This is a genomic window from Streptomyces sp. NPDC006711 (assembly GCF_042869775.1).
GTDB lineage: Bacteria > Actinomycetota > Actinomycetes > Streptomycetales > Streptomycetaceae > Streptomyces.
The window spans coordinates 319,978-343,694 of the sequence record NZ_JBIAGO010000003.1; the positions used below are offsets into that span (position 1 = coordinate 319,978).

The window sequence follows — 23,717 nt, forward strand, 5'->3', positions numbered from 1 at the left end:
CGGACCGTGGCCGACCCTTCGGCGCCGTGCGGCGCCGTGGAACCTCGGGCCCGTACGCCCGTGCCGTCGCGGGGCTCCTGGAGTTTTCCCCCGCCCGGTCCCACTAGAGCGGCGACTACGGGGCACATTCCCTATAGGCCTCCCCACCCGGCGCGGACCTCCGTCCGCGCCCACCGCAGGCATACATCACGTGTTCCGTATCCGAGCCGAAGCCCTGAGGAGGCCGGCGGCGCGGGATGCGGAAGGAGAAGCAACGGAGAGCGCGATGAACGGCACAGGACTCGCCGGGCGGACCCAGATCCGCCGTCTGACCTTGTTCGACGTGACGGGCGTCGTCTCCCGCTGCCGCGACTTCACGGCCGCGGCCCTCGACGACTGGGGATGGAGTCCGACGGCCGACGCGGCGGACGCCGCGCTGGTGGACGACGTACTGCTCCTGGTGTCCGAGGTCGTCACCAACGCCTGTCTGCACGCGGGCGGCCCGCGTGAACTGGTGCTGCGGCACATGGACGACCGCGTCCGGGTCGAGGTCACCGACGCAAGCCCCGTCCCGCCCCGGCGCCGCCCCCGGGCGCCCGCGCTGCCCGGCGGCCACGGCCTGATGCTGCTCGACCGGCTCGCGGCACGCTGGGGTTCGGCGCCGGTGGGCGCGGGCAAGGCGGTGTGGTTCGAGGTCGCGCTGCCCGGCCGCGGCCGCTCCTGAGGCGCGCGTTCTCGAGGGCCACGCCCTGGCCTGCCACCCCCGCTCTGGGCCACCCCCGCCCTGGGCCATCCCCGCCCTGGACCACTCCTCAGGGCGTGTGCCCGCTCAGGCAGTCGGCCCGTCGTTCAGGAGCCCGGCGCGCAACCGTTCCATGATCTGGGCCAGGACGCGCGAGACATGCATCTGGGAGAGCCCGACCCGGGCGCCGATCTCCGCCTGGGTGAGTTCCTGGCCGAACCGCAGCGACAGGATGGCGCGCTCGCGGTCCGTCAGTGCGGCGATGAGGGGTTTGAGCGAGTCAAGGGATTCGATCACGTCGAACGACGGATCCTCCGCGCCCAGGGTGCGCGCGACGCCGGTGGCACCGCTGTCCTCCTCGCCGAGGTCAAGCGAGCGGGCCGAGTAGGCGTTGGCGGCCCGCTCCCCCTCGGCCACCTCGGCTTCGGTCATGCGCGGACATCTGGCCAGTTCCGCTGTCGTGGGCGCCCTGCCCAGCTCCTGACCGAGCCGGTCCCGCGTCCCGGCGAGGCGCAGCCGCAGCTCCTGGAGACGGCGGGGCACCTGAACCGCCCAGGTGGTGTCACGGAAGAAGCGCTTCATCTCTCCGGTGATCGTCGGCAGCGCGAAGGAGGAGAAGTCCACCCCGCGTGCCGGGTCGAACCGGTTGATCGCCTTGATGAGGCCGATGGTGCCCACCTGGAGGATGTCCTCGGCGGGCTCGCTGCGATGGCGGAACCGGCGCGCGGCGAATTTCACCAGGCTGAGGTTGAGCTCAACCAGGGTGTTGCGCACATACGCGTACTCCGGTGTGCCCTCGTCGAGCTCGACGAGCCGCCCGAACAGGGCCTGGGAGAGGAAGCGGGCGGCCTCGATGCTGAGGTCCTGGGGGCACGCCACCTCGGGTATGCCGTGCAGCGCCCTGCGCCGTACGGCCGGCGAGGGCGTCCGGGGCGGATGCGCCGGGGGGACCTGGCTCACTGGGGGCATGGGCGGGGCTCCTTCGACGGGGCGGGTCCGCTCCGCCGGGGCGGCAGGGGCCCGTCGTCCGAGCACTCTGCCCACTTTAATGCCCTGATTGGTGGTGATTTATGCGCCTGAGGGGAGGCTTACGACGCGTCCGGCCGGGCAAGCCACCGGTGTGAAAGCACGGCACCCCGTAAGCCTCGTGGGCGGCAGCGCGGCCGCCTCCGGGCGACACGGCTCCCCTCCACTCCGTCGCATCCCACCCGCCACCCCCGTTGCACCCGGCGGGCGGCCGGGTACGCGTAGACCATGACCATCAGCAAGCAGCGAAGCCCCGGCCTGCCGCAAGCCCGCGGGGAGCTGTCCGCCGCCCTCATCGGCCACTTGCGCGGCGACGCGGGCCCGCTTCCCGACGAGAGCGCCGTCGCCCGCGCGACACCGTACGGCGACGATCTCCAGCTCGCCCTGTACCTCGGATACGAACTGCACTACCGGGGCTTCGACGGAGTCGACGACGCCCGCGAATGGGACCCCGCGCTCATCGCGGTACGCGGCCTGCTCGAGGACCGCTTCCTGACCGCGCTGCGCGAGGACGCCAAGCGCGACCACGACGTGGACGACGCCTTCGACGAACTCCTCGTCGAGCCGGTCCACGGCACGGGCGTCTCCTACTTCCTCCAGGACGAGGGCGAGCTCTGGCAGCTGCGCGAGTACGCCGTTCAGCGCTCGCTCTACCACCTCAAGGAAGCCGACCCGCACGCGTGGGTGCTGCCACGGCTGTGGGGCCGGGCGAAGGCCGGGATGGCGGCGGTGGAGTTCGACGAGTACGGCGGCGGCCGGGCCGAGCGGGTGCACGCCAAGCTCTTCGCCGACCTGATGGAAGACCTCGGGCTCGACACGGCGTACGGCCGCTACGTGGACGCCGCCTCCGCCCAGATGCTCGCGACGGTGAATCTCATGTCGCTCCTCGGGCTGCGCCGCTCACTGCGCGGGGCGCTGCTCGGCCACTTCGCCACCCTGGAGGTCACCTCGTCGCCCTCCTCGCGGCGCATGGCCCTCGCGATGAAGCGGGCCGGCGCCGGCGCGGCGGCGGAGTTCTTCTACACCGAGCACGTCGAGGCGGACGCGGTGCACGAACAGGTCGTACGGCACGAGGTCATCGGCGGTCTCCTGGAGCAGGAGCCGGAGCTGGCGCCCGACGTCGTGTTCGGCGTCGATGCCACCGTGTTCCTCGAAGACCGGTTCGGCGACCATCTCCTTGGGCACTGGCAGGCACGGAAGTCATCCTTGCGGACCCCTCTTCCCCAGTAATCGCAAGGATTTCCGCCGCTAAACGCAAATTCGCACGGATCTATTACGGATTGTCGGGTACGCGGGGGGCGTGAATCTCATCGCTCTCCCCGGCGTCTACGCCCCCCAGGACGACACCGACCTGCTGGCGGACGCGTTGCATGACGAAGCGGTGCCCCCAGGCGCCGAGGTTCTCGACATCTGCACCGGAACCGGCGCGCTCGCCCTCGCGGCGGCCCGCCTCGGCGCCCGGGTCACGGCCGTGGACATCTCCTGGCGTGCCGTGATCAGCACGCGTCTCAACGCGCGCCTCGCGGGTCTGCCGGTCCGGGTCGTGCGGGGGAACCTCCTCGCGCCGCTCGCGGGGCGGTCCTTCGATCTCATCCTGAGCAACCCGCCCTACGTACCGGCGCTCTCCCCCACCGTTCCCGAGCGCGGCGCCGCCCGCGCCTGGGACGCCGGGCGCGACGGGCGGCTCCTGCTGAGCCGCATCTGCCGCGAGGCGCCCCCACTGCTGCGGCCCGGAGGCGTACTCCTGATCGTCCACTCGGCGCTCAGCGATGCCCAGGCGACCGTGGTCGAGCTGCGCGCGCAGGGTCTGAAGGCCGCGGTGGCCGACCGCCGGTTCATTCCGTTCGGTCCTGTCCTGCGCTCGCGGCGCGCCTGGCTCGCCGAGCAGGGACTGATCGACGACGACGAGACGATGGAGGAGCTGGTGGTCATCCGTGCCGAACGACCCGTCTGACAACGCCCGACGCATCCAGATGCGGCGCGAGGGGCCCCTGCTCGTCGAGGGGCCCGTCGAGGTCGTCCTCGACGACGGCACCACGGCCGTGTCGGACCGCTGCCTGGTCGCCCTGTGCATGTGCCGACGCAGTCGGCGCTACCCCTGGTGCGACACCAGCCATCGCCGGCGCAGCCGCGACTGACGCGCGGAGCGCCCCGGAGGCGCAGTGCCCGGCCGGTGGCGCCATGACCCGGACGGCGCATGACGCACTCGCCCCGGAAGGCGGACCCGCCGCTCCGGGGCGAGGCTTGGCCGCACCAGCCGCCAACACCCCCGAGGCACCAACAGCACCGCAGCGAAGCACGTGACGAGAAGGGTTGCCATGCCGACGTCCGCGATATCCGTACCCCTGGCCCTGCCCGCCCGCGCCTGGGCCCGCTGGCGACGTGGGCGCGATCTGCCGATCTCCGCGCCCGTCGAGGGGGTCGAGGCCGCCAACCGCCGCTTCCTGCTGTACGGCGTGCTGCCGTTGTGGGTGGTGCCGGGCGTCGCGGACTGGTGGATGCACCGGCGTACGAAGATCGAGGACACCTCCGGGGCGCGGGAGTCGGCGGTGCACGCCCTGATGATGACCGAAGCGGGCATCCCGGTCGCCGTGGGGCTGCTCGCCAAGGTCAACCCGCTGGTTCTGTCCCTCATGGGCAGCGCCGCGCTCGCCCACGGCGCCACCGCCCTGTACGACGTCAGCTTCGCCACCGGGCGCCGTGAGGTGCGGCCGGTGGAGCAGCACATCCACAGCTTCCTGGAAGTGCTGCCACTGACCGCGATGGCCTTCGTCGCGTGTCTGCACCCCGAGGCCGTCCGCGCGGCGGTGAAGGGCGGCCCCGGCCCCGACGACTGGAAGCTGCTGCCCAAGGACCGGCCGCTGCCCGCGCGGTATCTCGCGGCGCTCGGCGTGACCATCGCCCTCGGCGTGGGCCTTCCCTACGCCGAGGAGATGAAGCGCTGTCTGCGGGCCCGCCGCGTCCGGCGGGCCGCGTGAGGCGCGGTGGGGCGGCGACGCGTCCCGACCCGGCGCCGTTACCCTCGCCGCGCCGCGTCGCGCTGGGCGCCACCGGTCCTGAGGATGTCGTTTTCGACCGCGAGGGGCGCGTCCTGACCGGCGTGGACGACGGGCGGGTGCTGCGGATCGTCCTTCCCGGCGCCCGTCGCCCCGCCACGATCGAGCAGGTCGGCCACACCCACGGACGCCCCCTCGGGCTCGAACTCCTCCCGGACGGACGCCTGTTGGTGTGTGACGCCCACAGGGGGCTGCTCCGGCTCGACCCGGAAGGGAACCGGAGCGCCGAGGTGCTGGCGGATTCCGTCGCCGGATCGCCGTTGCGCTTTTGCAGCAACGCGGTGGCGGCCACCGACGGCACGATCTACTTCACCGTCTCCAGCCGCCGTCACGGCCTCGACGACTGGCTGTCCGACATCCTGGAGCACGAGCCGACGGGCCTGCTGGTGCGGTTGTCGCCGGGCGGCGAGCCCCAAGTACTCCTGGACGGGCTCCAGTTCGCGAACGGGGTCGCGCTCGCCCCCGACGAGTCGTACGTGATGGTGGCCGAGACCGGGGCGTGCCGGCTGACCCGGCTGCGGCTGAGCGGACCCGGCGCGGGCCGCAAGGACACGCTGGCCGACGCGCTTCCCGGCCTCCCCGACAACGTGTCCAGCAGCCCCGGCGGTGGCTTCTGGGTGGCGCTCGCCGCGCCGCGCACCCCGCCTGCGCGGTGGCTGCACCGCGCGCCGGCCCGCGCGCGCCGCGCGGTGGCCGCCGCGGCCCGGCACCTGCCCGACCCGCCGCCCTCGGGCGCCTGGGTGATCGAGGTGGACGCGGAGGGCCGGGTGCTGCGTGAACTGCGTGGCGGGAGGCGGCGATTCGGGATGACGACATCCGTCGCCGAACGCGAGGAGCGCCTGGTCATGGGGAGTCTCGTGGAGAACGCGATCGCCTGGTGCGAGCTGCCCGCCGCCCGGTGAGAGCGCCCGGTCCCCCGGCCCTTGAGGCAGGAGATTCGGCGCTCGGGGGCGGGGTAGGCGCGCCGTGCGGACGTCTTGGACAGGGCCGGCACTGCCAGGCCTTGCCGGTCCCCAGGGACGGCGCATCCGTCGGCCCGGCTCCGATTGCGAAGTGGCCGGGTGCGGCACAGGGTGAAGGTGATCGCTCCCCGATCACCACCACAGGCAAGGAGACGACATGCCCAGCGGATCGAGCCCGAAGCGCGAACGGCAGTACGAGCACATCAAGGAGAGCGCCGAGGACCGGGGTGAGAGCACCAAGCGTGCCAAGGAGATCGCCGCGAGGACGGTCAACAAGGAGCGAGCACGGTCGGGTGAGTCCAAGACCGCGAGCAAGAGTTCCACTCAGGACATGTCCTCCTCCAAGCGGGGCGGTCGGCGTTCGCACAGTGGCGCGCAGGGACCGACGTACGACCAGCTCTACGCCGAGGCGCAGCGCCGCAATGTCCACGGCCGTTCCAGCATGGACAAGGCACAGTTGCAGCGCGCCCTCAACAAGTAGGTGACCTGGGGCGTCCGGTCCTCCGCGCCGGCGCGGCCGGGCATCACACGCCGTCGCGCTCCGCCCGCGCTTCCCATGCGAACCGCACGCGCCGCGTCGTACGGGGCCCATCGCCGGAGACGGCCGATGGGCCCCGCGGCCGCGTGGGGCGCCGGCCCCGAAGTCCCGTTCGCCGTCGCCCGTTTGAGTTAAAGAAGCCCTGGCCAGGAGCGCGCCCGGTCCGGCGGGGGGTGTACGGGGCGGCATGGTGTGGCCATGCGATCGCCTCACACCTCCACGTCCATCTCGCGGCCCAATTCGCTGTCCCGGCGCGGGTTCACGCTCGGCACCGCCGTCGCGGCCGGTGCGCTCACCACGACGTCGGCCGCGCCCCCGGCCGCCGCGGCGACCGTCGCCCCCGCCCTGGCTCCCGCCTCCCCCGCGTCACTTGAGCAGCGCTGCCTGACCGTCGCGCGGGCGCTTTTGATGCGCGGGCCCGACGGCCGTGACCTCGTCCCGTCCTACCGCCAGGTCCTGGTGGGCAGTGGTCTGCCCCGGTCGGCGGGCCGGGCCAAGAAGGTACTGGTGATCGGGGCGGGACCGGCGGGGCTCGTAGCCACGCTGCTCCTGCGGCGGGCCGGCCACACCGTCACCCTCATCGAGGCCAACGGCAACCGTGCGGGCGGGCGGATCAAGACCTTCAGGACCGGCGGCCACGAGCACGCCGAGCAGCCGTTCGCCGATCCCCGGCAGTACGCGGAGGCCGGCGCGATGCGCATCCCGGGGAGCCACCCGCTGGTCATGGCCCTCATCGACCATCTCGGCGTGGCGCGGCAGAAGTTCCGTCTGGTGGACGAGAACGCCGACGGCAGCCGGGCCATGCGGACGTGGATCCACGTCAACGGCCTCCGGGTCCGCCGGGCGGACTACGCGCGTGCGCCTCGGCGCGTCAACCGTTCCTTCGGGGTTCCCCGGGCGCTGTGGGACGTTCCCTCCAGCACCATCCTCGGCAACGCCCTGGCACCGGTCCGCGACGAGTTCAGCACGGTCGGCGGCGACGGGCGCCGGGTGGACAAGCCGGCCGAGGAGATGGTGGCCGGGTGGGCCCGGGTCATCGAGCGCTTCGGTGACTGGTCCATGCGCCGCTTCCTCTCCGAGTACGCCAAGCTCGACGACGCCACCATCAATTTGATCGGCTGCCTTGAGGATCTGACCTCACGCCTGCCCCTGTCGTTCATCCACAGCTTCCTCGACGCCGCCCTGATCAGCCCCGACACGACGTTCTGGGAGCTGCGGGGCGGCACCGCCGCACTGCCCGACGCCCTGCTCAAGGAAGTGCGCGACTGCGTACGCTTCGACCGGCGCGTGACCCGGATCGAGTACTGGGATCCGTCCCGCCCCCACACCGACACCCCGCATGTGAGCGCCGATGGGCCCCATGTGTGGGTCGACACCGTCTCGGAGGGGCAGCAAGAGGCGCCGGTGCGCGAGCAGTTCGCCGCCGACCTCGCCATCGTCACCGTGCCGTTCTCGGGGCTGCGCCACATCCAGGTCGCCCCCTTGATGTCGTATGCCAAGCGCATGGCGGTCACCGAGCTCCACTACGACAGCGCCACCAAGGTCCTGCTCGAATTCAGCCGCCGCTGGTGGGAGTTCACCGAGGAGGACTGGAAGCGCGAGCTCGCCACCATCGCGCCCAACCTGTACGACTCCTACCGCCGGGGGCTCGCTCCCGACGACGGCAGTCTGCTCGGCCGCCACGACTCCGTCACCGGCGAGCACCTGTCCGCCGCCCAGCGCGCCTATTACGCGGCCTACCGTTCCGCCACCCGTGACCAGCCGGGCGCCGTGGGCAGCTTCGGCGGGGGTTCGGTCAGCGACAACCCGAACCGGTTCACCTTCAACCCCTCCCACTCGGTGCCGGGCAGCAAGGGCGGCGTGGTTCTGGCCTCCTACACCTGGGCGGACGACGCGATGCGCTGGGACGCCTTCGACGACGACGCGCGCTATCCCCATGCCCTGTCCGGGTTGCAGGAGATCTACGGGCAGCGCATCGAGATCTTCTACACCGGCGCCGGGCGCACCCAGAGCTGGGCCCGCGACCCCTACGCCTACGGCGAGGCATCGGTCCTCCTGCCGGGCCAGCACACCGAGCTGTTCCCCGACATCCCCGCCCCCGAGGGCCCGTTGCACTTCGCCGGTGACCACACCTCGCTCAAGCCGGCCTGGATCGAGGGGGCCGTGGAGTCGGCGGTCCGGGTGGCCCTGGAGGTCCACGCGGCGCGCTGACCCGTGCGAATGGGGGGGCCGTCAGTGTGCCGCGCGGAGCTGGAGAACGTACGTGGCGGTCAGCGCGACGGCCCTGTCCTCGTCGTGCGACAGCTCCGCGAGGGCGCGTGACGCCGTCGCCCCCGCGATGCCCGCCAGCGCCTGGGTCAGCCGTCCGCGCGCGGGGGCCCGGGTGGCGGCGTCGGCGAGCCGGCCGACCAGCCCGGTCGCGATCCGCTCCGCCGACGCGGTGTCACCCGCCAGTTCGCTCAGCGCGTCGGCGGCGTCGATGTCGTTCCTCCCGGCCACGATCATGTCGATGAGCGTCGGGACCGCTTCGGTCACCGCACGTGTCCCGAGCGCGAGAGCCGCATACCCGCGGACTTCGAGGTCGGGGTCCGCGAGGCCGGTCCGCAGGTGCGCGATCACCTCGTCGCCTGGCAGCTCGGCCAGGGACCGGACGGCCCGCCCGCGCACCTCGGCCACTGGCGAGCCGAGCCCCTTGGCCAGCGGTGCCACCCCGTCCTCGCCCGACTGCGCCAGGGCCCAGCGCAGGGCGCCGGCGACGTTCGGGTCCCTCTCGCGCAGTGCCGCATCGGCCAGGGCCGCCACCGGCGCCGGCACCACGTCGGCCGAGGCGAGGGCCGCGCGCTGGCGGGCGTCGGCGCTGGGGGACCCCAGCGCCCGCAGCAGCGAGACGACATGGAGGACGTCCTCCCAGTCGCTCGGGTCCGCCTCCTCGATCCTGCGCAGCCGCGTAAGGAGCCGTGTCTCGGCCGCGATGCGCTCGTGTGCCTGACGGATGAGGTCGCCGACGAGCGCCGAAGGAGCGAAGGCGGGATCGTCGAGCGCGCGCCCGATCTCACGCAGCGACAGACCCAGCGACCGCAGGCTCTCGATGTGGAAGATCCGCCGCAGGTCCCGCGCGGAGTACTCCCGGTATCCCGAGCCCGTACGGCCCGAAGGCCGCACCAGGTCCAGCGATTCGTAGTGCCGCAGCATGCGGGCACTGACCCCGGACCGTCTCGCCACCTCACCGATCAGCACAGGTGTGATCATCCCACCTGAGGGGCACCGGCCATCGCCACGATGCGTTTGGCCTCCTCGATCGCCTGCGCGAAGCCGGCGTCCGGGTCGCGCAGCAGCCGTTCGGTGGCGAGCGCGTGTGCGCGCGTCCCCGGCTCGCCGGCCTCTGCCGCCTCCCCCAGAACCGGCGCGATCACCTCGCCGAGCGCGACCAGCGCCTGACTCAGGCTCAGCTGTGTCTCCCGTTCACCGCGCCCCAGCTGCGTCGCCAAAGCCGTGGCCAGGGGGGTCTCCTCACCTTCCGGCACAAGAAGGACCGCTGCCCGCCAGGCGCTGCGCGCCACCTCGTCGTCGGGGTCGGCCAGCACCGCCCGTGTGATCGCCTGCCACGCCCGTCGGTCACCGATCTTGGACAGCGTGTGCAGCGCCTGGGCGCGTGCCTGCGCCCGCTCCGAGCGGACTTCCCGCAGCAGCGCGGGGAGCGTCAGGGACACCGGGTGGCGGGTGAGCGCCCAGGTCAGCATGTCGCGTACGAAGAACTCGGGCTCGACCGCGCACCGCTCGACAAGCTCGACGACAAAGCGCGGGTCGGGCGCCGTGCCGGTGGCCATCGCGGCACGCAGCCGCACGGCAGAACGGCTGTCCCGCAGTCCCTCGATCATGTGTGGCACGTCCGTGTCCTGTCTCGTCGTGGTCATGGGACCACCTCCTCGGGGAGCAGTGAAGACCTTGCCACCGTGTGAAGGTCAAACGGCGTGGGAGCGCGTCGGGCGCGAGCCGGGCGGTGCCGCGCGGCGCGGTCGTAGGGTGGGGCCATGCCGGACGTTCAGCCCTCCTCCGAGCCGTTCCGCGCGCAGACCGCCCCCGGCGCGCTCGACGACCTGCGCGCGCGGCTGCGCGCGACCCGCTGGCCCGATGTCCCCGAGGACGCCGACTGGTCGCTCGGTACCGATGTCGGCTACCTGCGCGAGCTCGTCGCGTACTGGGCCGACGAGTTCGACTGGCCCGCCCAGGAGGCTGCGCTGGCCGCGCTCCCCCGCTTCCGGGTCCCGGTGGGCGGCCTTGGGATCCACTTCGTGCACGCACGGGCCGTGGCGCCCGCCGGGCCCGTGCTGCCGCTCGTCCTCAGCCACGGCTGGCCGGATTCGTTCTGGCGCTACTCCAAGGTCGTCCCGCTCCTGACGGACCCGGGCGCCCACGGCGCCGACCCGGCCGACGCGTTCGACGTCGTCGTGCCCGACATCCCGGGCTTCGGCCACTCCGACCGCCCCACCGGCCCGCCCCTGAACTCCATCGACGTCGCCGCGCTGTGGGCCGAGCTCATGGGTGTCCTCGGGTACGAGCGCTTCGGCGCGGCGGGCGGTGACCTGGGCAGCCACATCAGCCGCTATCTCGCGCTCGACCATCCCGACCGGGTCGTCGCCGTGCACCGTACCGACGCCGGCCTGCCCGTCTTCTTTGGCGAGCGGTCGACGTTGTCCGCCGAGGAACGCGACTGGTTCGATGCCGTGGCCGCCTGGGGCGCGAGCGAAGGGGCCTACGCGGCCATGCAGCGGACGAAGCCGGGGACCGCCGCCTTCGGTCTCACCGACTCGCCCGTGGGGCTCGCCGCGTGGATCGTCGAGAAGCTGCGCGGCTGGAGCGACTGCGGCGGGGATGTGAGACGGAGCTTCACCAAGGACGAGATCCTGACGAACGTCACGCTGTACTGGCTCACCGGGACCATCGCGTCGTCGATGCGCATGTATCACGCGAACGCCGCGATCCCGCCCGCGCAGCTCGCCCGCCGGGTCGAGGTGCCGTCCGGGTTCTCGCTCTTTCGCGGGGACGTCGTGCGGCCCCCGCGTGCGTGGCTGGAGCGCACCACGAACGCGGTGCGGGTCACCGAGCCCGCACGGGGCGGCCACTTCGCGCCGTTCGAGGAGCCCGAGCTGTACGCCGAGGAGCTGCGCGCGTTCTTCCGGCCCTACCGGACGGCCGCGGCTCGCTGAACCGTGCGGGGCCCGCCCAACGCGGCGGCCCCGCACGGTTGTTGACGGCCCCTCAGTTCACATGTGCCGACGCCGGGACGAAGGCGAGCGGATGGCGGACCGTTTCCGGCCCTCGGACCCGGGTGCCGAAGACCACCAGCTCGCAGGCGCCCGGGGCATGGCAGTCGATGGTGCGGTTGTCGATGGCGGTGAACGTCGCCGACAGGGTGACCGTCTGGTCGAGGCGGCCGGTGTCGCTGGTGGCCGGCGGCCTTGAGCGCGGGCGGCAGCCGAGCGTGTCGGTGGAGCCGGTGGCGCACTCCATGACCGCCGGGTGGTACTGCACCTCGTAGCCCTTGCCCGTCACACGCACCGTCTGGCCGTCCACCAGGCCCGTGTCGGGCGTCACGCCCAGCGTGGGCGGCGCCTCCAGCGGGGCGCCAGGGGCGAACCGCAGCGGGACGGTGGTGAGCAGCGCCCCGTTGTTGTCGGTGAGCGCCAGCGAGCACGGGTTGGCGGCCGATGCCGTGCGGCAGTCGAACGGCCCTGCCGCAGTGGTCAGTTGGGCGTACAGCTTCTTCGGCGAGAGCTGGTAGGTGCCGTCGGGGTAGACCCGGAACTGGCGCCCGGTGTCGTCGTCACAGGTGGTCTCGGACGCCGAGGGGCCGCACTCCTTGACCCACACATAGGCCTTGGGCGGGCCGCCCGCGATGGTGAACGTGGAGATGTCGCCGTCGCGCAGACCCGTGGTCCGGTCCACGGTCAGTCGCGGCCCCGTGGCGGAGCCCGCGAGCGCCCGGGTGGCCGGCGCGGGCCCCGGGGTCATCAGCGTCCAGGGGCCCCAGCCACCGCCGAGACGCGTCTGGTAGATCTCCCACATGCGGTCCCGGTTCCACTCGCGGACCGTCAAGTGCAGTCTGCCGTCCGGGAGTTGTTCGACCGTACTGGGCTGACTGAGGCCGACGTCCTGGCCGGGCACGGGCCCCAGGGGCAGGACCGGGCCCCAGCCGGACGGGGCGTCCTGCTGGTGGCGCACTTCCATCGTGTTGCCGTTGGCGGCGCCGGAGGCGAAGGCGTCGATGCTGCCGTCGCGCTCCTTGAAGAGCACCACACCGCCGTGGTACGGCGTCGGGGCGAGCCCGAACGTCTCGGGGACGCTCCAGGAGGTGGCGCCGGCCTTCTCGACCGAGTGGCAGAACGTGCCGTAGGTGGAGAACAGCAGCTCCAGATCGCCGGCCGAATTCTCCACCGCGGTGACGTAGTAGCTCTTGGGGCCCACGGTCGCCGAACTCACCCGCTGCCATGCCCCGTAGGCGCCACCGGGGCGCTCCTGCTCGCGGTGCCAGACGAAGGGCAGGCCCCCCGTCGCCGTGGCGTCGTAGAAGAGCTGGAACTGTGCGATCCGCCCGTCGGCGCGGTCCACGGACACCAGGCTGCCCGAGACCGGCGAGCTGGCCAGGCCCCGGGCGCCGGAGTCCGTGGAGCACCCGGTGGATGCCGCTGCGGTGAGTGCGGCGGGCGCGGCGGGCGCCGCTTTCGGCAGGGCTGCCGCCTGTGCGGGGGCGGACACTCCGGTCATCGCGCCCGCTCCGGCGCACGCCATGGCCACCGCGATCGCGCCACGTATCAGCGCCCCGAAGCGCCGCTCCCGTGACCCTCTTCTTCGTAACCGCATCCGCTCCACCCTCTCGGTAGCCCCACCCGGCAGGGGAGCATCCTCCCGGCGCGGGCGGGCCACGGCCAGTTCGCAACCGGCCAGCGTCACCCGCGAGAACAAGCCGTTGCCGAGGGCGCCGGGCGCACGAGAAGGGCGTACGGACGGATCAGCGGCAGCCGCCGTTGCCCCGATACGCGTCGTCGCGGGGCCGGTCGGCGCGGTGCGCCTCGTCCCTGGCGAGGAGGCCGAGCAGGGAGGCCACGGTGAGCCCGGCTTCCGCTTCGGCGGGGTGGCGCAGGACCTTGCCCGGCTCGATCCGGTAGGTGTTGCCCCGGCCTTCTCGCGCATGGGACAAGAAGCCGCTCTGCTCCAGATCGACGATGATCTTCTGCACCGCGCGCTCGGTGAGTCTGCAATGAGCGGCGATGGCCCGGATCCGTACGTTCTGGTCGTCCGCGATCGTCGCCAGCACGCGCGCGTGATTGGTGATGAACGTCCATCCTCTATGTGATTTCGGCACTTCTCCCATGGGCGCATCGTAGGGCCGCCCGCTCACGCTGCGGAATACCTGAATTTGGCTTCATGTATCCCTTGACGTGTATCGTCCTGGAGCGCGACTCTGTTCCAGGAGGAATTGCCGTAGTGCGCAGGGAGATGACCATGTCGCACGGTGAACCAACCACATCGGGGCAGGCCGACGCGTGTACGCGGCTCGCAGGCTCCGATGCCACGCGTCCCCTGTCCGGGCTCACCGTCCTCAGCCGCCCCGACGGCGACGGGACGGTCGTCAGCGTGTGCGGCGAACTCGACCTCAGCGCGGACCACCGGCTGCGGCACGCCCTCCACCCCGCGCCCGCCGCGCCGGACGGCGGCGTCCAGCTGGACCTCGCCGACGTCGAGTTCTGCGACTGCGCGGCCGTCCATCTCCTGCTCAACGTCAGGGAGCGGGCGCTGCCCCCGTCCGTCGCGGCCCCGCCGCTCGAAGAGGCGGTGGCGGCCCGCACCACCGCGCAGGCGGACGGCCCCGAGGCCGAACTGCGCCGGGAACTCGACCAGTTGCGGCGGGCGATGCAGAGCAGGGGCACCATCGACCTGGCGCGCGGCATCCTCATGGCCGCCTTCACCATCAGTGCGGACGCCGCGTGGAAGGTGCTGGTCTCCACCTCGCAGCACACCAACATCAAGTTGCGCAGCCTGGCGGAGCAGGTGGTGGAGTCGGCGGCCGGCACGCCGTTGCCCGACGCCGTACGGGAACGGCTGTGCGCGGCGGTGGCCAAGGCGTCCGGCGAGAGCGGTCGCGTCGGGTGAGTTCGCGCCGGCGCACGGAGCGTCTCGATAGCGGAGCTATCGGGGCGATTCGGCAACGCCGCGAGGTGCCGTGCCAGACGCCGCGCCCCCGGCCATGGTCCACCAGACACCCCCTAGGGGGCCGCGGGCGCGTCCGGTGACCGCATCGGCGCGGGCGCGTACATCTGGGCGCGCACCGCGTCGAAGAGCGCGGTGACCTCACGCTCCGTCAGGCCCGTCGCGGCGGCCTCGCGCAGCCAGTCGGCGAGGCGCGCCCGCAAAGGTGACTCCGGCTCGCTCTCGGGGGCGGCGATGGTGCGGGTGATGAACGTGCCCGCGCCCTGGCGGACCTCGACCAGTCCGGAGCGCTCCAGTTCCCGGTAGGCCTTGAGCGTGGTGTTGGGGTTGACCTTGGTGTCGGCGGCGACCTGCGCCGCGGTGGGCAGCCGGTCGCCCGCCGCGAGCGCGCCCATCCGCAGCGCCTGTTCGACCTGGCGCACGATCTGGAGGTACGCGGGCACACCGCTGCGTCGCTCTATGCGGAACACGACCATGCCGCCCGCCTCCTTTCCGTGCCGTTCGCCGCGCCGGGAGGCGCCGGACGCGTGGCGCCCGGGGCCGTGGGGCGCGTCGAGATCATACGGATCTCCCCACGGCTACAGCGCCCGGCGCCGGACGCGCCACACGACGAGGGCCACCAGGAGCACGCTCGCGCCGAACAGCAGTCCCGCGGCCGTCCACTGGAGGGGGGCCATCTGGTCGGGGCCGAGGTAGTCCCAGACCGAGTCGACGATCCCCAGCTTGGCCCGGCAGGCCTCGGGTGCGGCGTCGTTCACACACGTACCCCAGCCGTAGACCTTCCCGGAGCTGGTGCCGACCCACTGGTCGACCTGGACGGCGTCGGAGAGCACCGCGGGGTGCGCGCCGTCGAGCGGGAAGGCGACCCTGCGCGGCGTGGCGAGCCGGGGCTTGAGGTAGTCGCCCACGAGGAGGGCCGCCGCCGTGGCGATCAGGGTGAGGACCATCGCGGTCACCGCGCGCCGCGCCAGGACGCCGATCACGATGCCGAGGGACGTCGTGAACAGCGTGAGCGCGGTGAGCACCGGCAGCGAGTTGTCGAAGACCGAACCGTCGAACCAGTTGCTGGACACCACGGGGCGCACGGCCCGCCACCACCAGCCGAAGACGCCGCCGAGCACCCCGGTGGTCACCACGGCCGGCGTGAGCGCGAACCCGAGCTTCCACAGCAGCCAGCGCATCCGGGTCACCGACTGGGTGGACACCAGACGGGTGATGCCGTGCTCCTGGTCGGAGGCGATCAGCGGGGCGCCGATGAACACGCCGAACAGGAACGGCAGGTACCCGAGGTAGCGGGCGGCGTCGCCGAAGGAGTTGTCCAGACGCTGCACGGTGGGGCCGTCGAGCGCGTCGCGGGACTTCGCCGGCCACCCGGCGGCGTGCAAAGTGTCCAGCGCGGCGCCGCGTTCGTGGATCATCCAGAGCGTGCCGATGAGGACCGCAGCGGCGCAGGTGAGGAGCGCGGGCCGGTGCTGACGCACCATCAGCCACGCGAGCCCGCGCAGCCGCAGGCGGCCGGCGCGGGTCTGCTCCTGGGGCGTGGCGGCGCGGGTGAGGGTGCTCATGCCGCGTACTCCTGTCGGTTGCCGGGCCGGTGGTCGGGGACGGCGGTCGGGGAGAGCAGCGCGGGCGCCTCCGGGTGGCGGAGGTAGCCGAGCAGCACCTCCTCCAGGGTCGGTTCGGCGAGCTGCCAGCTCTCGTCGAGCGGAACTTCATGGCGCACCAGGGCCGTGAACTGCCGCCCCGCCGCTCGGACATCGATCACCGTGTGCGCGTTGAGCGCGTCCGGCAGGGCGCCGTCCGCCATCACGCCGGTGACCAGGGTGTGCAGCGGTACCAGTTCGTCGGCGTCACCCGCCATCCGGACCCGGCCGTCGGCCACCACCAGGAGGTAGTCACACATGTGCTCAAGCTCGGAGAGAAGATGGGAGGACATCACCACGGTGATGCCCCGTTCGGCGACCTCCGACATGAGCAGGGAGGCGATCTCGTCGCGGGCGAGCGGGTCGAGGTCGGACATCGGCTCGTCGAGGAGCAGGAGGTCGGGGCGCTTGCCGAAGGCCAGCGCGAAGGCCACCCGGGTGCGCCGGCCGCCCGAGAGGCCTCCCACTCTGGCGTCGAGCGCCACGTTCCCCTCGCGCACGATCCGTTCGGCCGCCGCCTGGTCCCAGCCGGGGTTGAGTTCCTGGCCCATCCTCAGGCACTGCGCCACAGTGAACCGCTTGAACAGCGGTTTGTCCTGGCCGAGGTAGGCGTACCGGGGCATCACGGACGGGTCGCCCACGGGCCGTCCGAAGATCCGCAGCTCGCCGCACGTCGGCTCGACGAGCCGGGCGGCGATCCCCAACAGGGTGCTTTTTCCTGCCCCGTTGGGTCCGACGAGACCGCAGACGCGGCCCGCCGGGATCCGGAAGGACTCCTCCCGCAGCGCCCATGCCCGGCGGTATTTCTTCCCGAGCCCGCGCGCCTCAAGGGCCCACCGGCCCGCGCTCGTGCCCGCACCCGCACCCGCACCCTCTCCCGCAGTGGCCGTGCCGCTCATGCTCCCCCTCGCGAAAGATTCCACTAGTCAACTAGTGGAATCATGGTCTTCAGGGCGTGAGCCTGTCAATCCGCCCCCGTCCGCGCGGGGTTGTGGCCGGGGATCTCTTGGCATGGACCGGTCATACCTGCCAAGCTGCCCCACGGCTGTCGCCCTGACCGCAGGAAGACAGCCGATGAACTCTCACCTCAGCGATCGTGCGCCCGCCGCACACCGTCCGAGGCCCCCGCGCGGCGCACCCAAGCCGAGCGGGGGCCACCGAGCCGGCCGGCATCCCGGCCCTCTCCAAGGAGTTCCGTGTGAGACCCACCCCCCACAAGTCCCTCGCGGTGACCGCCTGCGCGGTCGCCGCGCTGGCAGCCGTCTCCCTGCCCGCCACGCCGGCGTCGGCCGCGCCGGCCACGGCGCCCCGCGCCGCCGCGTGCACCCCGGCGCAGGTGGTCGCCAACGGCGGTTTCGAGAGCGGCACTTCACCGTGGACCCAGTCGTCCAGCAGCGTGATCACCAGTCGCGTGGGCGAGAGCGCGCACGGCGGCAGCAGCTTCGCCTGGCTCGACGGCGTCGGCAGCACGCACACCGACACCCTCTCCCAGAGCGTCACGATCCCCTCGGGATGCAGCTCGGCCAAGCTCACCTTCTGGCTGCACATCGACACCGCGGAGACCACGTCGTCGACCGCGTACGACAAGCTCACGGCGAAGATCGGCAGCACGACGCTCGCGACGTACTCCAACCTCGACAAGAACACCGGGTACGTACAGAAGTCCTTCGACGTGTCGGGGTTCGCGGGGCAGACCGTGAGCCTGTCCTTCACCGGCAAGGAGGATTCGAGCCTCCAGACGAGCTTCGTCCTCGACGACATCGCCCTCGACACCTCGGGCGGCACGACCCCGCCCGGCGACTCGACCCGTACGCCCGCCTCACCCGCGTACACCGTCAACCTGAGCAGCGACACGAGCGGCACCCAGTGGAGCGGGCACGAGAGCGCGACCTTCACCAACGCCTCCGCCACCGCGCTCAGTGAGATCTACCTGCGGCTGTGGGACAACGCCCACGGCTCCTGCTCGGCGATGCCGATCACGGTCAGCGGCGTGACCGGCGGCACGGCGGGCGACCTCTCCGTCGACTGCACGGCCCTCAAGGTCACCCTGCCCGCGCCGCTGCCCCAGGGGCAGTCCGCCACCATCGGCTTCGACCTGGGCATCAGCGTGCCCGACGGCGCCGACCGCTTCGGCGCCGACGGCGCCTTCAGCAACATCGGCAACGCCCTGCCCGTGCTCGCGATCCGCGACGCGGCGGGCTGGCACCTCGACCCGTACACCAACAACGGCGAGTCGTTCTACTCCCTGGCCGCCGACTTCCATGTGACCCTGGACCATCCGAGCGGCCTGCTGGTCCCGGCCACGGGCACCTCGGTCGACACCCCCGGATCCAGCGGCCGCACCATCACCACGGCGACCGCGTCCAAGGTCCGCGACTTCGCCTGGGCGGCCGGCCCCTTCAGCAAGATCTCCGGCACCTCGCCCGCGGGCACGGCGATCAACATCTACTCCGTGTCCGGCATCAGCTCATCCGACGCCCAGTCGATGCTCGCCACCGCCAAGTCGGCCGTGGACACCCACGCGTCCCGGTTCGGCGCCTACCCCTACGGCGAGCTGGACGCGGTGATCGACAACAACTACTGGTTCGGCGGCATGGAGTACCCCGGCTTCGTCCTCGACCTGGTCTCCACCACGGCGCTGACCCACGAGATAGGCCACCAGTGGTGGTACGGGATCGTCGGCGACGACGAGTACAACAACCCCTGGCTCGACGAGGCCTTCGCCGACTACTCCACCGACCTGGCACAGAACAAGACCGGCACGGGCTGCTGGAACAGCGTCTCCTGGGCGTCGTCCGCCGAGAAGATCACCAACTCGATGGCCTACTGGGACGCGCACTCCGACCGGTACTCGACCGTCGTCTACGGCTACGGCAAGTGCGCCCTGCACGACCTGCGGCGCGTCCTCGGTGACACGGCCATGGCCAAGCTCCTCAAGGACTACGCCACGTCGCACTGGTACGGCGTCTCGACCACGGCCGAGTTCAAGGCGGCCGCCCAGGCGGCCACAGCCACGGACCTGACCTCGTTCTGGACCCAGCACCGCATCGACGGCTGACGGACCGTCATACCGCGGAGGGGCGAGCCCGGCGGGCTCGCCCCTCTCTCACGCCTGGCGCCGCCGGCCCGTCATGTTCCGTTCGGCGCGCGGGTTTTGGGTCAGCGCGGCGTCGGCCGCGGCGAGGATGCTGTCGAAGGAGCGCGTGATCATCGGCGCCACCACGGCCCGGGTCAGGAAGGGCCCCACCACGGGCATCGCCATTTCGGCGCGGGTCGTCCAGATCACCCGGGTGCCGCCCTCTACCTCGCTGAACGTCATGCCGCCGAACTCGTGGCGCGACGGCGGCACACTGCGCTCGACGACGTACTCCGTGGTGTACGGCGCCTCGTAGCGCGTGATGCGCTCCCTGAGCCAGCCGATCATCCACAGGTGGCTGCGCACCGCGCCGACGCCGTAGGGCGCCGAAGCGCCGCGCCGGGTGAGCCGGCAGCGCACCACCAGGGGCGAGCGCGTGTAGTTGGTGGTCGTGGTGAGCCAGGCGAAGACGTCCTCGATGGGGGCGGCGATGACGCGCTCCGCGGTCATGGTCTCCATGGTCGCTGTTCTCCTCTGTCGAGTGTGCGCACCGCGTCGGCACGGTGCAGCTTGTCCGGGTTGCGCATGGCGTAGAGGCCGGTGATCTTGCCGTCGTGGATCTCGAAGGCGACCAGCCAGTCGAGTTCGCCGTCGTTGAGGAACCGGGCCGCCGGCATGCCGTTGTAGGTGGCGTGCTCGATCCGGGTCGTCGCGGTGATGCTGGTGCGGGCCACTCCGAGCACGAACCGGGCCACGTCGGCGTGCCCGGTGACCGGACGGCGGGCGGCGAACACCTTGCCGCCGCCGTCGGCGATCTGGACGACGTCGGGCGCCATCAGGTCCATCAGGCCCTGGATCTCGCCCTCGGACGTCGCGAGCAGGAACCGCCGCACGATCTCGCGGGATGCCTCGGAGTCGGGCTCGAAGCGCCGGCGTCGCGCGTGGACGTGCCGCCGGGCCCGATGAGCGATCTGACGGACCGTCACTTCCGTCTTGCCGACCGAAGCGGCGACCTCGCCGTGGGTGTAGCCGAACACGTCGTGCAGCACGAACACCGCGCGTTCCGTCGGGCTCAGCGTCTCCAGGACCAGCATCAGGGCCATCGACACCGACTCGGCCAGGACCGCGTCCTCGCTCACGGCGGGGTCGGTGCGGATCGGCTCGGGCAGCCAGGTGCCGACGTACTCCTCGCGCCGGGCCTTGACCTTGCGCAGGTGGTTGAGGGCCTGCCGGGTCACCACACGCACCAGGTAGGCGCGCGGATGCTCCACGCTCCCCGGTTCCACCGCGCTCCACCGCAGATAGCTCTCCTGGAGTACGTCCTCGGCGTCGGCGGCGCTGCCCAGGATCTCGTAGGCGATCGTGAACAGCAGCGCGCGGTGCTCGGTGAAGGCATCCTCAGCCATGGCCCCGCTCCCCCGCCGCGCCGCACGCGTCCTGCGGCATCCCGGCCGCCCTTCCCTGTCCGTTCATGCCCATCGAGACACCCCTGGCCCGCCGGAACGTGACACCTTCGCGATGTGATCCGCTTCACACGGCCACGCGTCGGCGGCCCCGCCCTCCCGGCGATCCGGCGTCCGAAGCACCACGACATGGCTTTCCCCCGTTTGTTTGCGTGAATGCCCCGTCATACCCTCGGGGAATGGGTGCCGTACCTGAGCCGTATGCGGGCTGGACGTTTCTGACCAATCACGCCCGCGTGCTGGCCGCGATCGCCGACAACCCATCGACGCGCATACGCGACATCGCCGCGCATTGCAGACTCACCGAGCGCGCCGTTCAGCGGATCATCGTCGATCTGGAAGAGGCGGGGTACCTCTCGCACACCCGCCAGGGCCGCTCCAACACCTACCGCATCGAACCGAGCAACCCGCTGAGACACCCCGCCGAGGCCGGGCTGACCGTCGCCACGCTGCTCGGCGTCCTGGCGCGGCACGACGAGCAGCGCGAGAAGCAGCCCCGCCCCTGGTCACCGGCGTCCGGGCAGGGTGCGCAGGCGGAATCCGGCCGGTCCGGCTAGGGGGTGTCTGGTGGATCAGGGTCGGTCAGGGCGCGGCGTCTGGTGCGGTGCATCGCAAGGCGCCGGAGCGTCTCGATAGCGGAGCTATCGGGGCGATTCGGCAACGCCGCGAGGCGCCGTGCCAGACGCCGCGCCCCCGGCCATGGTCCACCAGACACCCCCTAGACCGTGCCCGAGCCCTCGCCGGGCGGGCGCGCCGGAGCCGCCCGCCGAGCGCGCCCCGATTCTCCCGCCTCCCATGGACTGCCAACCGGGCCGCGCCGGGAGAAGATGGTGGAGGCGCTGGGACAGGAGTGAGGTATCGGGCAGGCAGGCTGACGAAGGGCCGACGATGAACGCATCCGAGGTGTCCGGGGAGCGGCTGGGTCCCCTGCGCGTCGCCGCTTCCGAGCCCGGCGGCCTGCTCGACGTGCTCGGCGTCGCCGCCATAGTGCTGGACGAGACCGGCCGGATCGCGCTGTGGAGCCCGCAGGCCCATGATCTGTTCGGCTGGGACGCCCAGGAAGCGCTCGGCCGCTCCGCCGCGAAGCTCCTGGTGGCCGAGGAGCACCGCCCGCTCGTCCTGGATCTGTTCGCCCGGGTGATGAGCGGCGGGGGCACCTGGGCGGGCGTCTTCCCCATCCGGCACAAGGACGGCCGTACGCGGATGGTGGAGTTCCGCAACATGCGGCTCCAGGACGACCACGGCGGCCTGTACGCGCTGGGGATCGCCACCGACGAGCCGACCGTCCGGGCCGTGGAGCGCGACCTGGCCCTGTCCGTGCGGCTGGTGTCGCAGTCCCCGATCGGGCTCGCGGTGCTCGACACCGAGCTGCGGTACGTGCTGGTCAACCCGGCCCTCGCGCGGATCAACGGCGTTCCGGCCGGGGAGCACATGGGCCGCACGGTCCAGGACGCGCTGCCGTTCCTCGACGCCGGCTCCATCGAGTCCGCGATGCGCCGCGTCCTGGAGACCGGGGTGCCGCTGCTTGACCAGACGGCGATCGGGCGGACCCCGGACGACCCGACGGAGCACGCCTGGAACGTGTCGTACTACCGCCTGGAGGACTCCGCGGGGCGCGTGCTGGGCGTCGCGATCTCCATCGTGGACGTCAGCGACCAGTACCATGCGGCCAACGAGGCCGCAGAGGCGCGCAGACGCCTCGACCTGATCGCCCGTGCCACGGTCCGCATCGGCACCACGCTCGACCTGAACCGCACCGCCCACGAACTGGCGGACCTCGTGGTGACCGACTTCGCGGACATCGCGGCGGTGGACCTGCTCGACTCCGTGCTCGACGGCCGCGCGGGCGGCGAGGAGCCCGGCCCCGGGCCCGTGGCCATCCGGGCCCTGGCGGTCGCCGCCGCCTACCCCACCGACGCGCTGCGCGCCGCCGACACCCCGGGCAATATCGCGAACTACAACGCCGAGCGCCTGGTCACGCGGTGTGTCACCACCGGGAGACCCGTCCTGGTCAGCCATGTGGGACCGAGCGATCTGGCCAACATCGCCCGGGACGAGGAGGCCGCCGGGCTGCTCGCGGGGGCCGGACTGCACTCCTACCTCGCTGTCCCGCTGATCGCCCGCGGCGAAGTGCTCGGCGCCCTGGACCTGAAGCGGGCGCGCAACCCGCAGCCCTTCACCCACGACGACGCCGTCCTCGCCCTCGAACTGGCCACCCGGGCCGCCGTCTGCATCGACAACGCCCGCTGGTTCCAGCAGCAGCGCCACGCCGCGCTCTCCCTGCAACGCCACCTGCTGCCCCGTCAGCCGCCCCAGCCCATCGGGCTCGACGTGGCCTACCGCTACCAGCCGGCCGCCGCCATCGGAGAGGCGGGCGGCGACTGGTTCGACGCCATCCCGGTGGCCGGCGACAAGACCGCCCTCGTGGTCGGCGACGTGATGGGCCACGGCATCAACGCGGCCGCCACCATGGGCCAGTTGCGCACCGCCACCCGCACCCTGGCCGGCCTCGACCTCGACCCCGCCGACGTCCTGCACCACCTCGACCGCATCACCGGTGAACTCGACGAGACCACCGCCACCTGCGTGTACGCCGTCTACGACCCGCACCGCGCGGAGTGCCGCATCGCCCTCGCGGGTCATCTGCCGCCCATCTGGGACCGCCCGGGCCGCGCTCCGCGCCTGCTGCGCCTGCCGACCGGGGCCCCGCTCGGCGTCGGCGGCGTCCCCTTCCGCGCCACCACCATCGACTGCTCCCCCGGCGACCGGCTCGTCCTGTACACCGACGGCCTCGTGGAGACTCGCGACCAGCCCATCGACGACCGGCTGCGGGCGCTGCTCGACGCGCTCACCCACCACCGTCTGCCGCTCGAGGCGACCTGCGACCGGCTGCTCGCCACGCTGCCACCGCCCCAGCGCCACGACGACATCGCACTGCTCATGGCCCAGGTCACGCCGTCACGCCGACCGTCCTGAACGGGTCTTCGCACCCGTGCGCCGGGTGTACGAAGGGGGCCTGCTGGG

23 protein-coding genes are annotated in these 23,717 nt (G+C 72.3%); 13 read left to right on the plus strand and 10 right to left on the minus strand.

Annotated elements, in window-relative coordinates; genetic code table 11:
• The first annotated feature begins 265 nt into the window (after positions 1–265).
• On the plus strand, positions 266–703 hold the full coding sequence (locus ACFYM2_RS09190; RefSeq protein ID WP_359003360.1) for an ATP-binding protein: 438 nt from the start codon (positions 266–268) through the stop codon (positions 701–703).
• A 105-nt stretch (positions 704–808) separates the two neighbouring features.
• Here ACFYM2_RS09190 and ACFYM2_RS09195 read toward each other — a convergent pair whose 3' ends face one another.
• Positions 809–1,690: a SigB/SigF/SigG family RNA polymerase sigma factor gene (locus ACFYM2_RS09195; protein ID WP_388834666.1), complete on the minus strand. Its 882-nt coding sequence runs from the start codon at positions 1,688–1,690 to the stop codon at positions 809–811.
• 285 nt (positions 1,691–1,975) lie between these two features.
• Here ACFYM2_RS09195 and ACFYM2_RS09200 point away from each other — a divergent pair, with 285 nt between their 5' ends.
• The 7 genes from ACFYM2_RS09200 to ACFYM2_RS09230 all read left to right on the plus strand — a co-directional run bounded on the left by ACFYM2_RS09200 (position 1,976) and on the right by ACFYM2_RS09230 (position 8,514).
• Positions 1,976–2,977 carry an iron-containing redox enzyme family protein gene (locus ACFYM2_RS09200; protein ID WP_388834669.1) on the plus strand — a complete coding sequence of 334 codons (1,002 nt, stop codon included), beginning with the start codon at positions 1,976–1,978 and terminating at the stop codon, positions 2,975–2,977.
• Positions 2,978–3,047: 70 nt separating this feature from the next.
• A complete protein-coding gene (locus tag ACFYM2_RS09205; RefSeq protein ID WP_388459257.1) occupies positions 3,048–3,701 on the plus strand; it encodes a HemK2/MTQ2 family protein methyltransferase in 654 nt (217 codons plus the stop codon).
• Positions 3,682–3,885, plus strand: coding sequence for a CDGSH iron-sulfur domain-containing protein (locus tag ACFYM2_RS09210; RefSeq protein ID WP_350228634.1), 204 nt, complete (start codon positions 3,682–3,684; stop codon positions 3,883–3,885). The genes ACFYM2_RS09205 and ACFYM2_RS09210 overlap by 20 nt, the downstream gene beginning before the upstream one ends.
• 180 nt (positions 3,886–4,065) lie before the next feature.
• Positions 4,066–4,725, plus strand: a complete 660-nt coding sequence (locus tag ACFYM2_RS09215; RefSeq protein WP_359003352.1) for a diguanylate cyclase — start codon at positions 4,066–4,068, stop codon at positions 4,723–4,725.
• Positions 4,722–5,705, plus strand: a complete 984-nt coding sequence (locus ACFYM2_RS09220) for an SMP-30/gluconolactonase/LRE family protein (protein WP_388834672.1) — start codon at positions 4,722–4,724, stop codon at positions 5,703–5,705. The genes ACFYM2_RS09215 and ACFYM2_RS09220 overlap by 4 nt, the downstream gene beginning before the upstream one ends.
• A gap of 217 nt (positions 5,706–5,922) precedes the next feature.
• A complete protein-coding gene (locus ACFYM2_RS09225; RefSeq protein WP_359003348.1) occupies positions 5,923–6,246 on the plus strand; it encodes a plasmid stabilization protein in 324 nt (107 codons plus the stop codon).
• A 255-nt stretch (positions 6,247–6,501) separates the two neighbouring features.
• Positions 6,502–8,514 carry an FAD-dependent oxidoreductase gene (locus ACFYM2_RS09230; RefSeq protein WP_359003347.1) on the plus strand — a complete coding sequence of 671 codons (2,013 nt, stop codon included), beginning with the start codon at positions 6,502–6,504 and terminating at the stop codon, positions 8,512–8,514.
• 21 nt (positions 8,515–8,535) lie between these two features.
• On the opposite strand, the gene ACFYM2_RS09235 is transcribed toward ACFYM2_RS09230, so the two are convergent.
• Complete coding sequence (locus ACFYM2_RS09235; protein ID WP_388835113.1) at positions 8,536–9,540, minus strand: MerR family transcriptional regulator; 1,005 nt, start codon at positions 9,538–9,540, stop codon at positions 8,536–8,538.
• An 8-nt stretch (positions 9,541–9,548) separates the two neighbouring features.
• Positions 9,549–10,217 carry a HEAT repeat domain-containing protein gene (locus tag ACFYM2_RS09240; protein ID WP_388834675.1) on the minus strand — a complete coding sequence of 223 codons (669 nt, stop codon included), beginning with the start codon at positions 10,215–10,217 and terminating at the stop codon, positions 9,549–9,551.
• Between the two features lie 117 nt (positions 10,218–10,334).
• Here ACFYM2_RS09240 and ACFYM2_RS09245 point away from each other — a divergent pair, with 117 nt between their 5' ends.
• A complete protein-coding gene (locus tag ACFYM2_RS09245; protein ID WP_388834678.1) occupies positions 10,335–11,510 on the plus strand; it encodes an epoxide hydrolase family protein in 1,176 nt (391 codons plus the stop codon).
• Between the two features lie 52 nt (positions 11,511–11,562).
• Here ACFYM2_RS09245 and ACFYM2_RS09250 read toward each other — a convergent pair whose 3' ends face one another.
• Both ACFYM2_RS09250 and ACFYM2_RS09255 read right to left on the minus strand, forming a co-directional pair.
• Positions 11,563–13,068, minus strand: a complete 1,506-nt coding sequence (locus ACFYM2_RS09250; protein WP_388834681.1) for a neocarzinostatin apoprotein domain-containing protein — start codon at positions 13,066–13,068, stop codon at positions 11,563–11,565.
• A gap of 244 nt (positions 13,069–13,312) precedes the next feature.
• Positions 13,313–13,675, minus strand: a complete 363-nt coding sequence (locus ACFYM2_RS09255) for a MarR family transcriptional regulator (protein ID WP_359003340.1) — start codon at positions 13,673–13,675, stop codon at positions 13,313–13,315.
• A 131-nt stretch (positions 13,676–13,806) separates the two neighbouring features.
• Here ACFYM2_RS09255 and ACFYM2_RS09260 point away from each other — a divergent pair, with 131 nt between their 5' ends.
• Positions 13,807–14,454, plus strand: coding sequence for an ANTAR domain-containing protein (locus ACFYM2_RS09260; protein WP_359003338.1), 648 nt, complete (start codon positions 13,807–13,809; stop codon positions 14,452–14,454).
• A gap of 113 nt (positions 14,455–14,567) precedes the next feature.
• Here ACFYM2_RS09260 and ACFYM2_RS09265 read toward each other — a convergent pair whose 3' ends face one another.
• The 3 genes from ACFYM2_RS09265 to ACFYM2_RS09275 form a co-directional block, all read right to left on the minus strand.
• A complete protein-coding gene (locus ACFYM2_RS09265; RefSeq protein ID WP_359003336.1) occupies positions 14,568–14,987 on the minus strand; it encodes a GntR family transcriptional regulator in 420 nt (139 codons plus the stop codon).
• A 102-nt stretch (positions 14,988–15,089) separates the two neighbouring features.
• Positions 15,090–16,076 (minus strand): ABC transporter permease, encoded by a 987-nt coding sequence (locus ACFYM2_RS09270; RefSeq protein ID WP_388834686.1) that lies wholly within the window; start codon positions 16,074–16,076, stop codon positions 15,090–15,092.
• The gene (locus ACFYM2_RS09275; protein WP_359003333.1) at positions 16,073–17,053 is read right to left on the minus strand and encodes an ABC transporter ATP-binding protein; all 981 of its coding nucleotides are present in this window, start codon (positions 17,051–17,053) and stop codon (positions 16,073–16,075) included. The genes ACFYM2_RS09270 and ACFYM2_RS09275 overlap by 4 nt, the downstream gene beginning before the upstream one ends.
• A gap of 299 nt (positions 17,054–17,352) precedes the next feature.
• Here ACFYM2_RS09275 and ACFYM2_RS09280 point away from each other — a divergent pair, with 299 nt between their 5' ends.
• Positions 17,353–19,212 (plus strand): M1 family aminopeptidase, encoded by a 1,860-nt coding sequence (locus tag ACFYM2_RS09280; RefSeq protein ID WP_388459281.1) that lies wholly within the window; start codon positions 17,353–17,355, stop codon positions 19,210–19,212.
• A 48-nt stretch (positions 19,213–19,260) separates the two neighbouring features.
• Here the strand turns inward: ACFYM2_RS09280 and ACFYM2_RS09285 are convergent, their stop codons facing one another.
• Both ACFYM2_RS09285 and ACFYM2_RS09290 read right to left on the minus strand, forming a co-directional pair.
• Positions 19,261–19,749 carry an SRPBCC family protein gene (locus tag ACFYM2_RS09285; protein ID WP_359003329.1) on the minus strand — a complete coding sequence of 163 codons (489 nt, stop codon included), beginning with the start codon at positions 19,747–19,749 and terminating at the stop codon, positions 19,261–19,263.
• On the minus strand, positions 19,737–20,636 hold the full coding sequence (locus ACFYM2_RS09290) for an RNA polymerase sigma-70 factor (protein WP_359003327.1): 900 nt from the start codon (positions 20,634–20,636) through the stop codon (positions 19,737–19,739). The genes ACFYM2_RS09285 and ACFYM2_RS09290 overlap by 13 nt, the downstream gene beginning before the upstream one ends.
• A gap of 236 nt (positions 20,637–20,872) precedes the next feature.
• On the opposite strand from ACFYM2_RS09290, the gene ACFYM2_RS09295 reads away from it, so the two are divergent.
• Complete coding sequence (locus ACFYM2_RS09295) at positions 20,873–21,250, plus strand: helix-turn-helix domain-containing protein (RefSeq protein ID WP_359003326.1); 378 nt, start codon at positions 20,873–20,875, stop codon at positions 21,248–21,250.
• A gap of 331 nt (positions 21,251–21,581) precedes the next feature.
• Positions 21,582–23,669 (plus strand): SpoIIE family protein phosphatase, encoded by a 2,088-nt coding sequence (locus tag ACFYM2_RS09300; RefSeq protein WP_388834690.1) that lies wholly within the window; start codon positions 21,582–21,584, stop codon positions 23,667–23,669.
• The last annotated feature ends 48 nt before the right edge of the window (positions 23,670–23,717 follow it).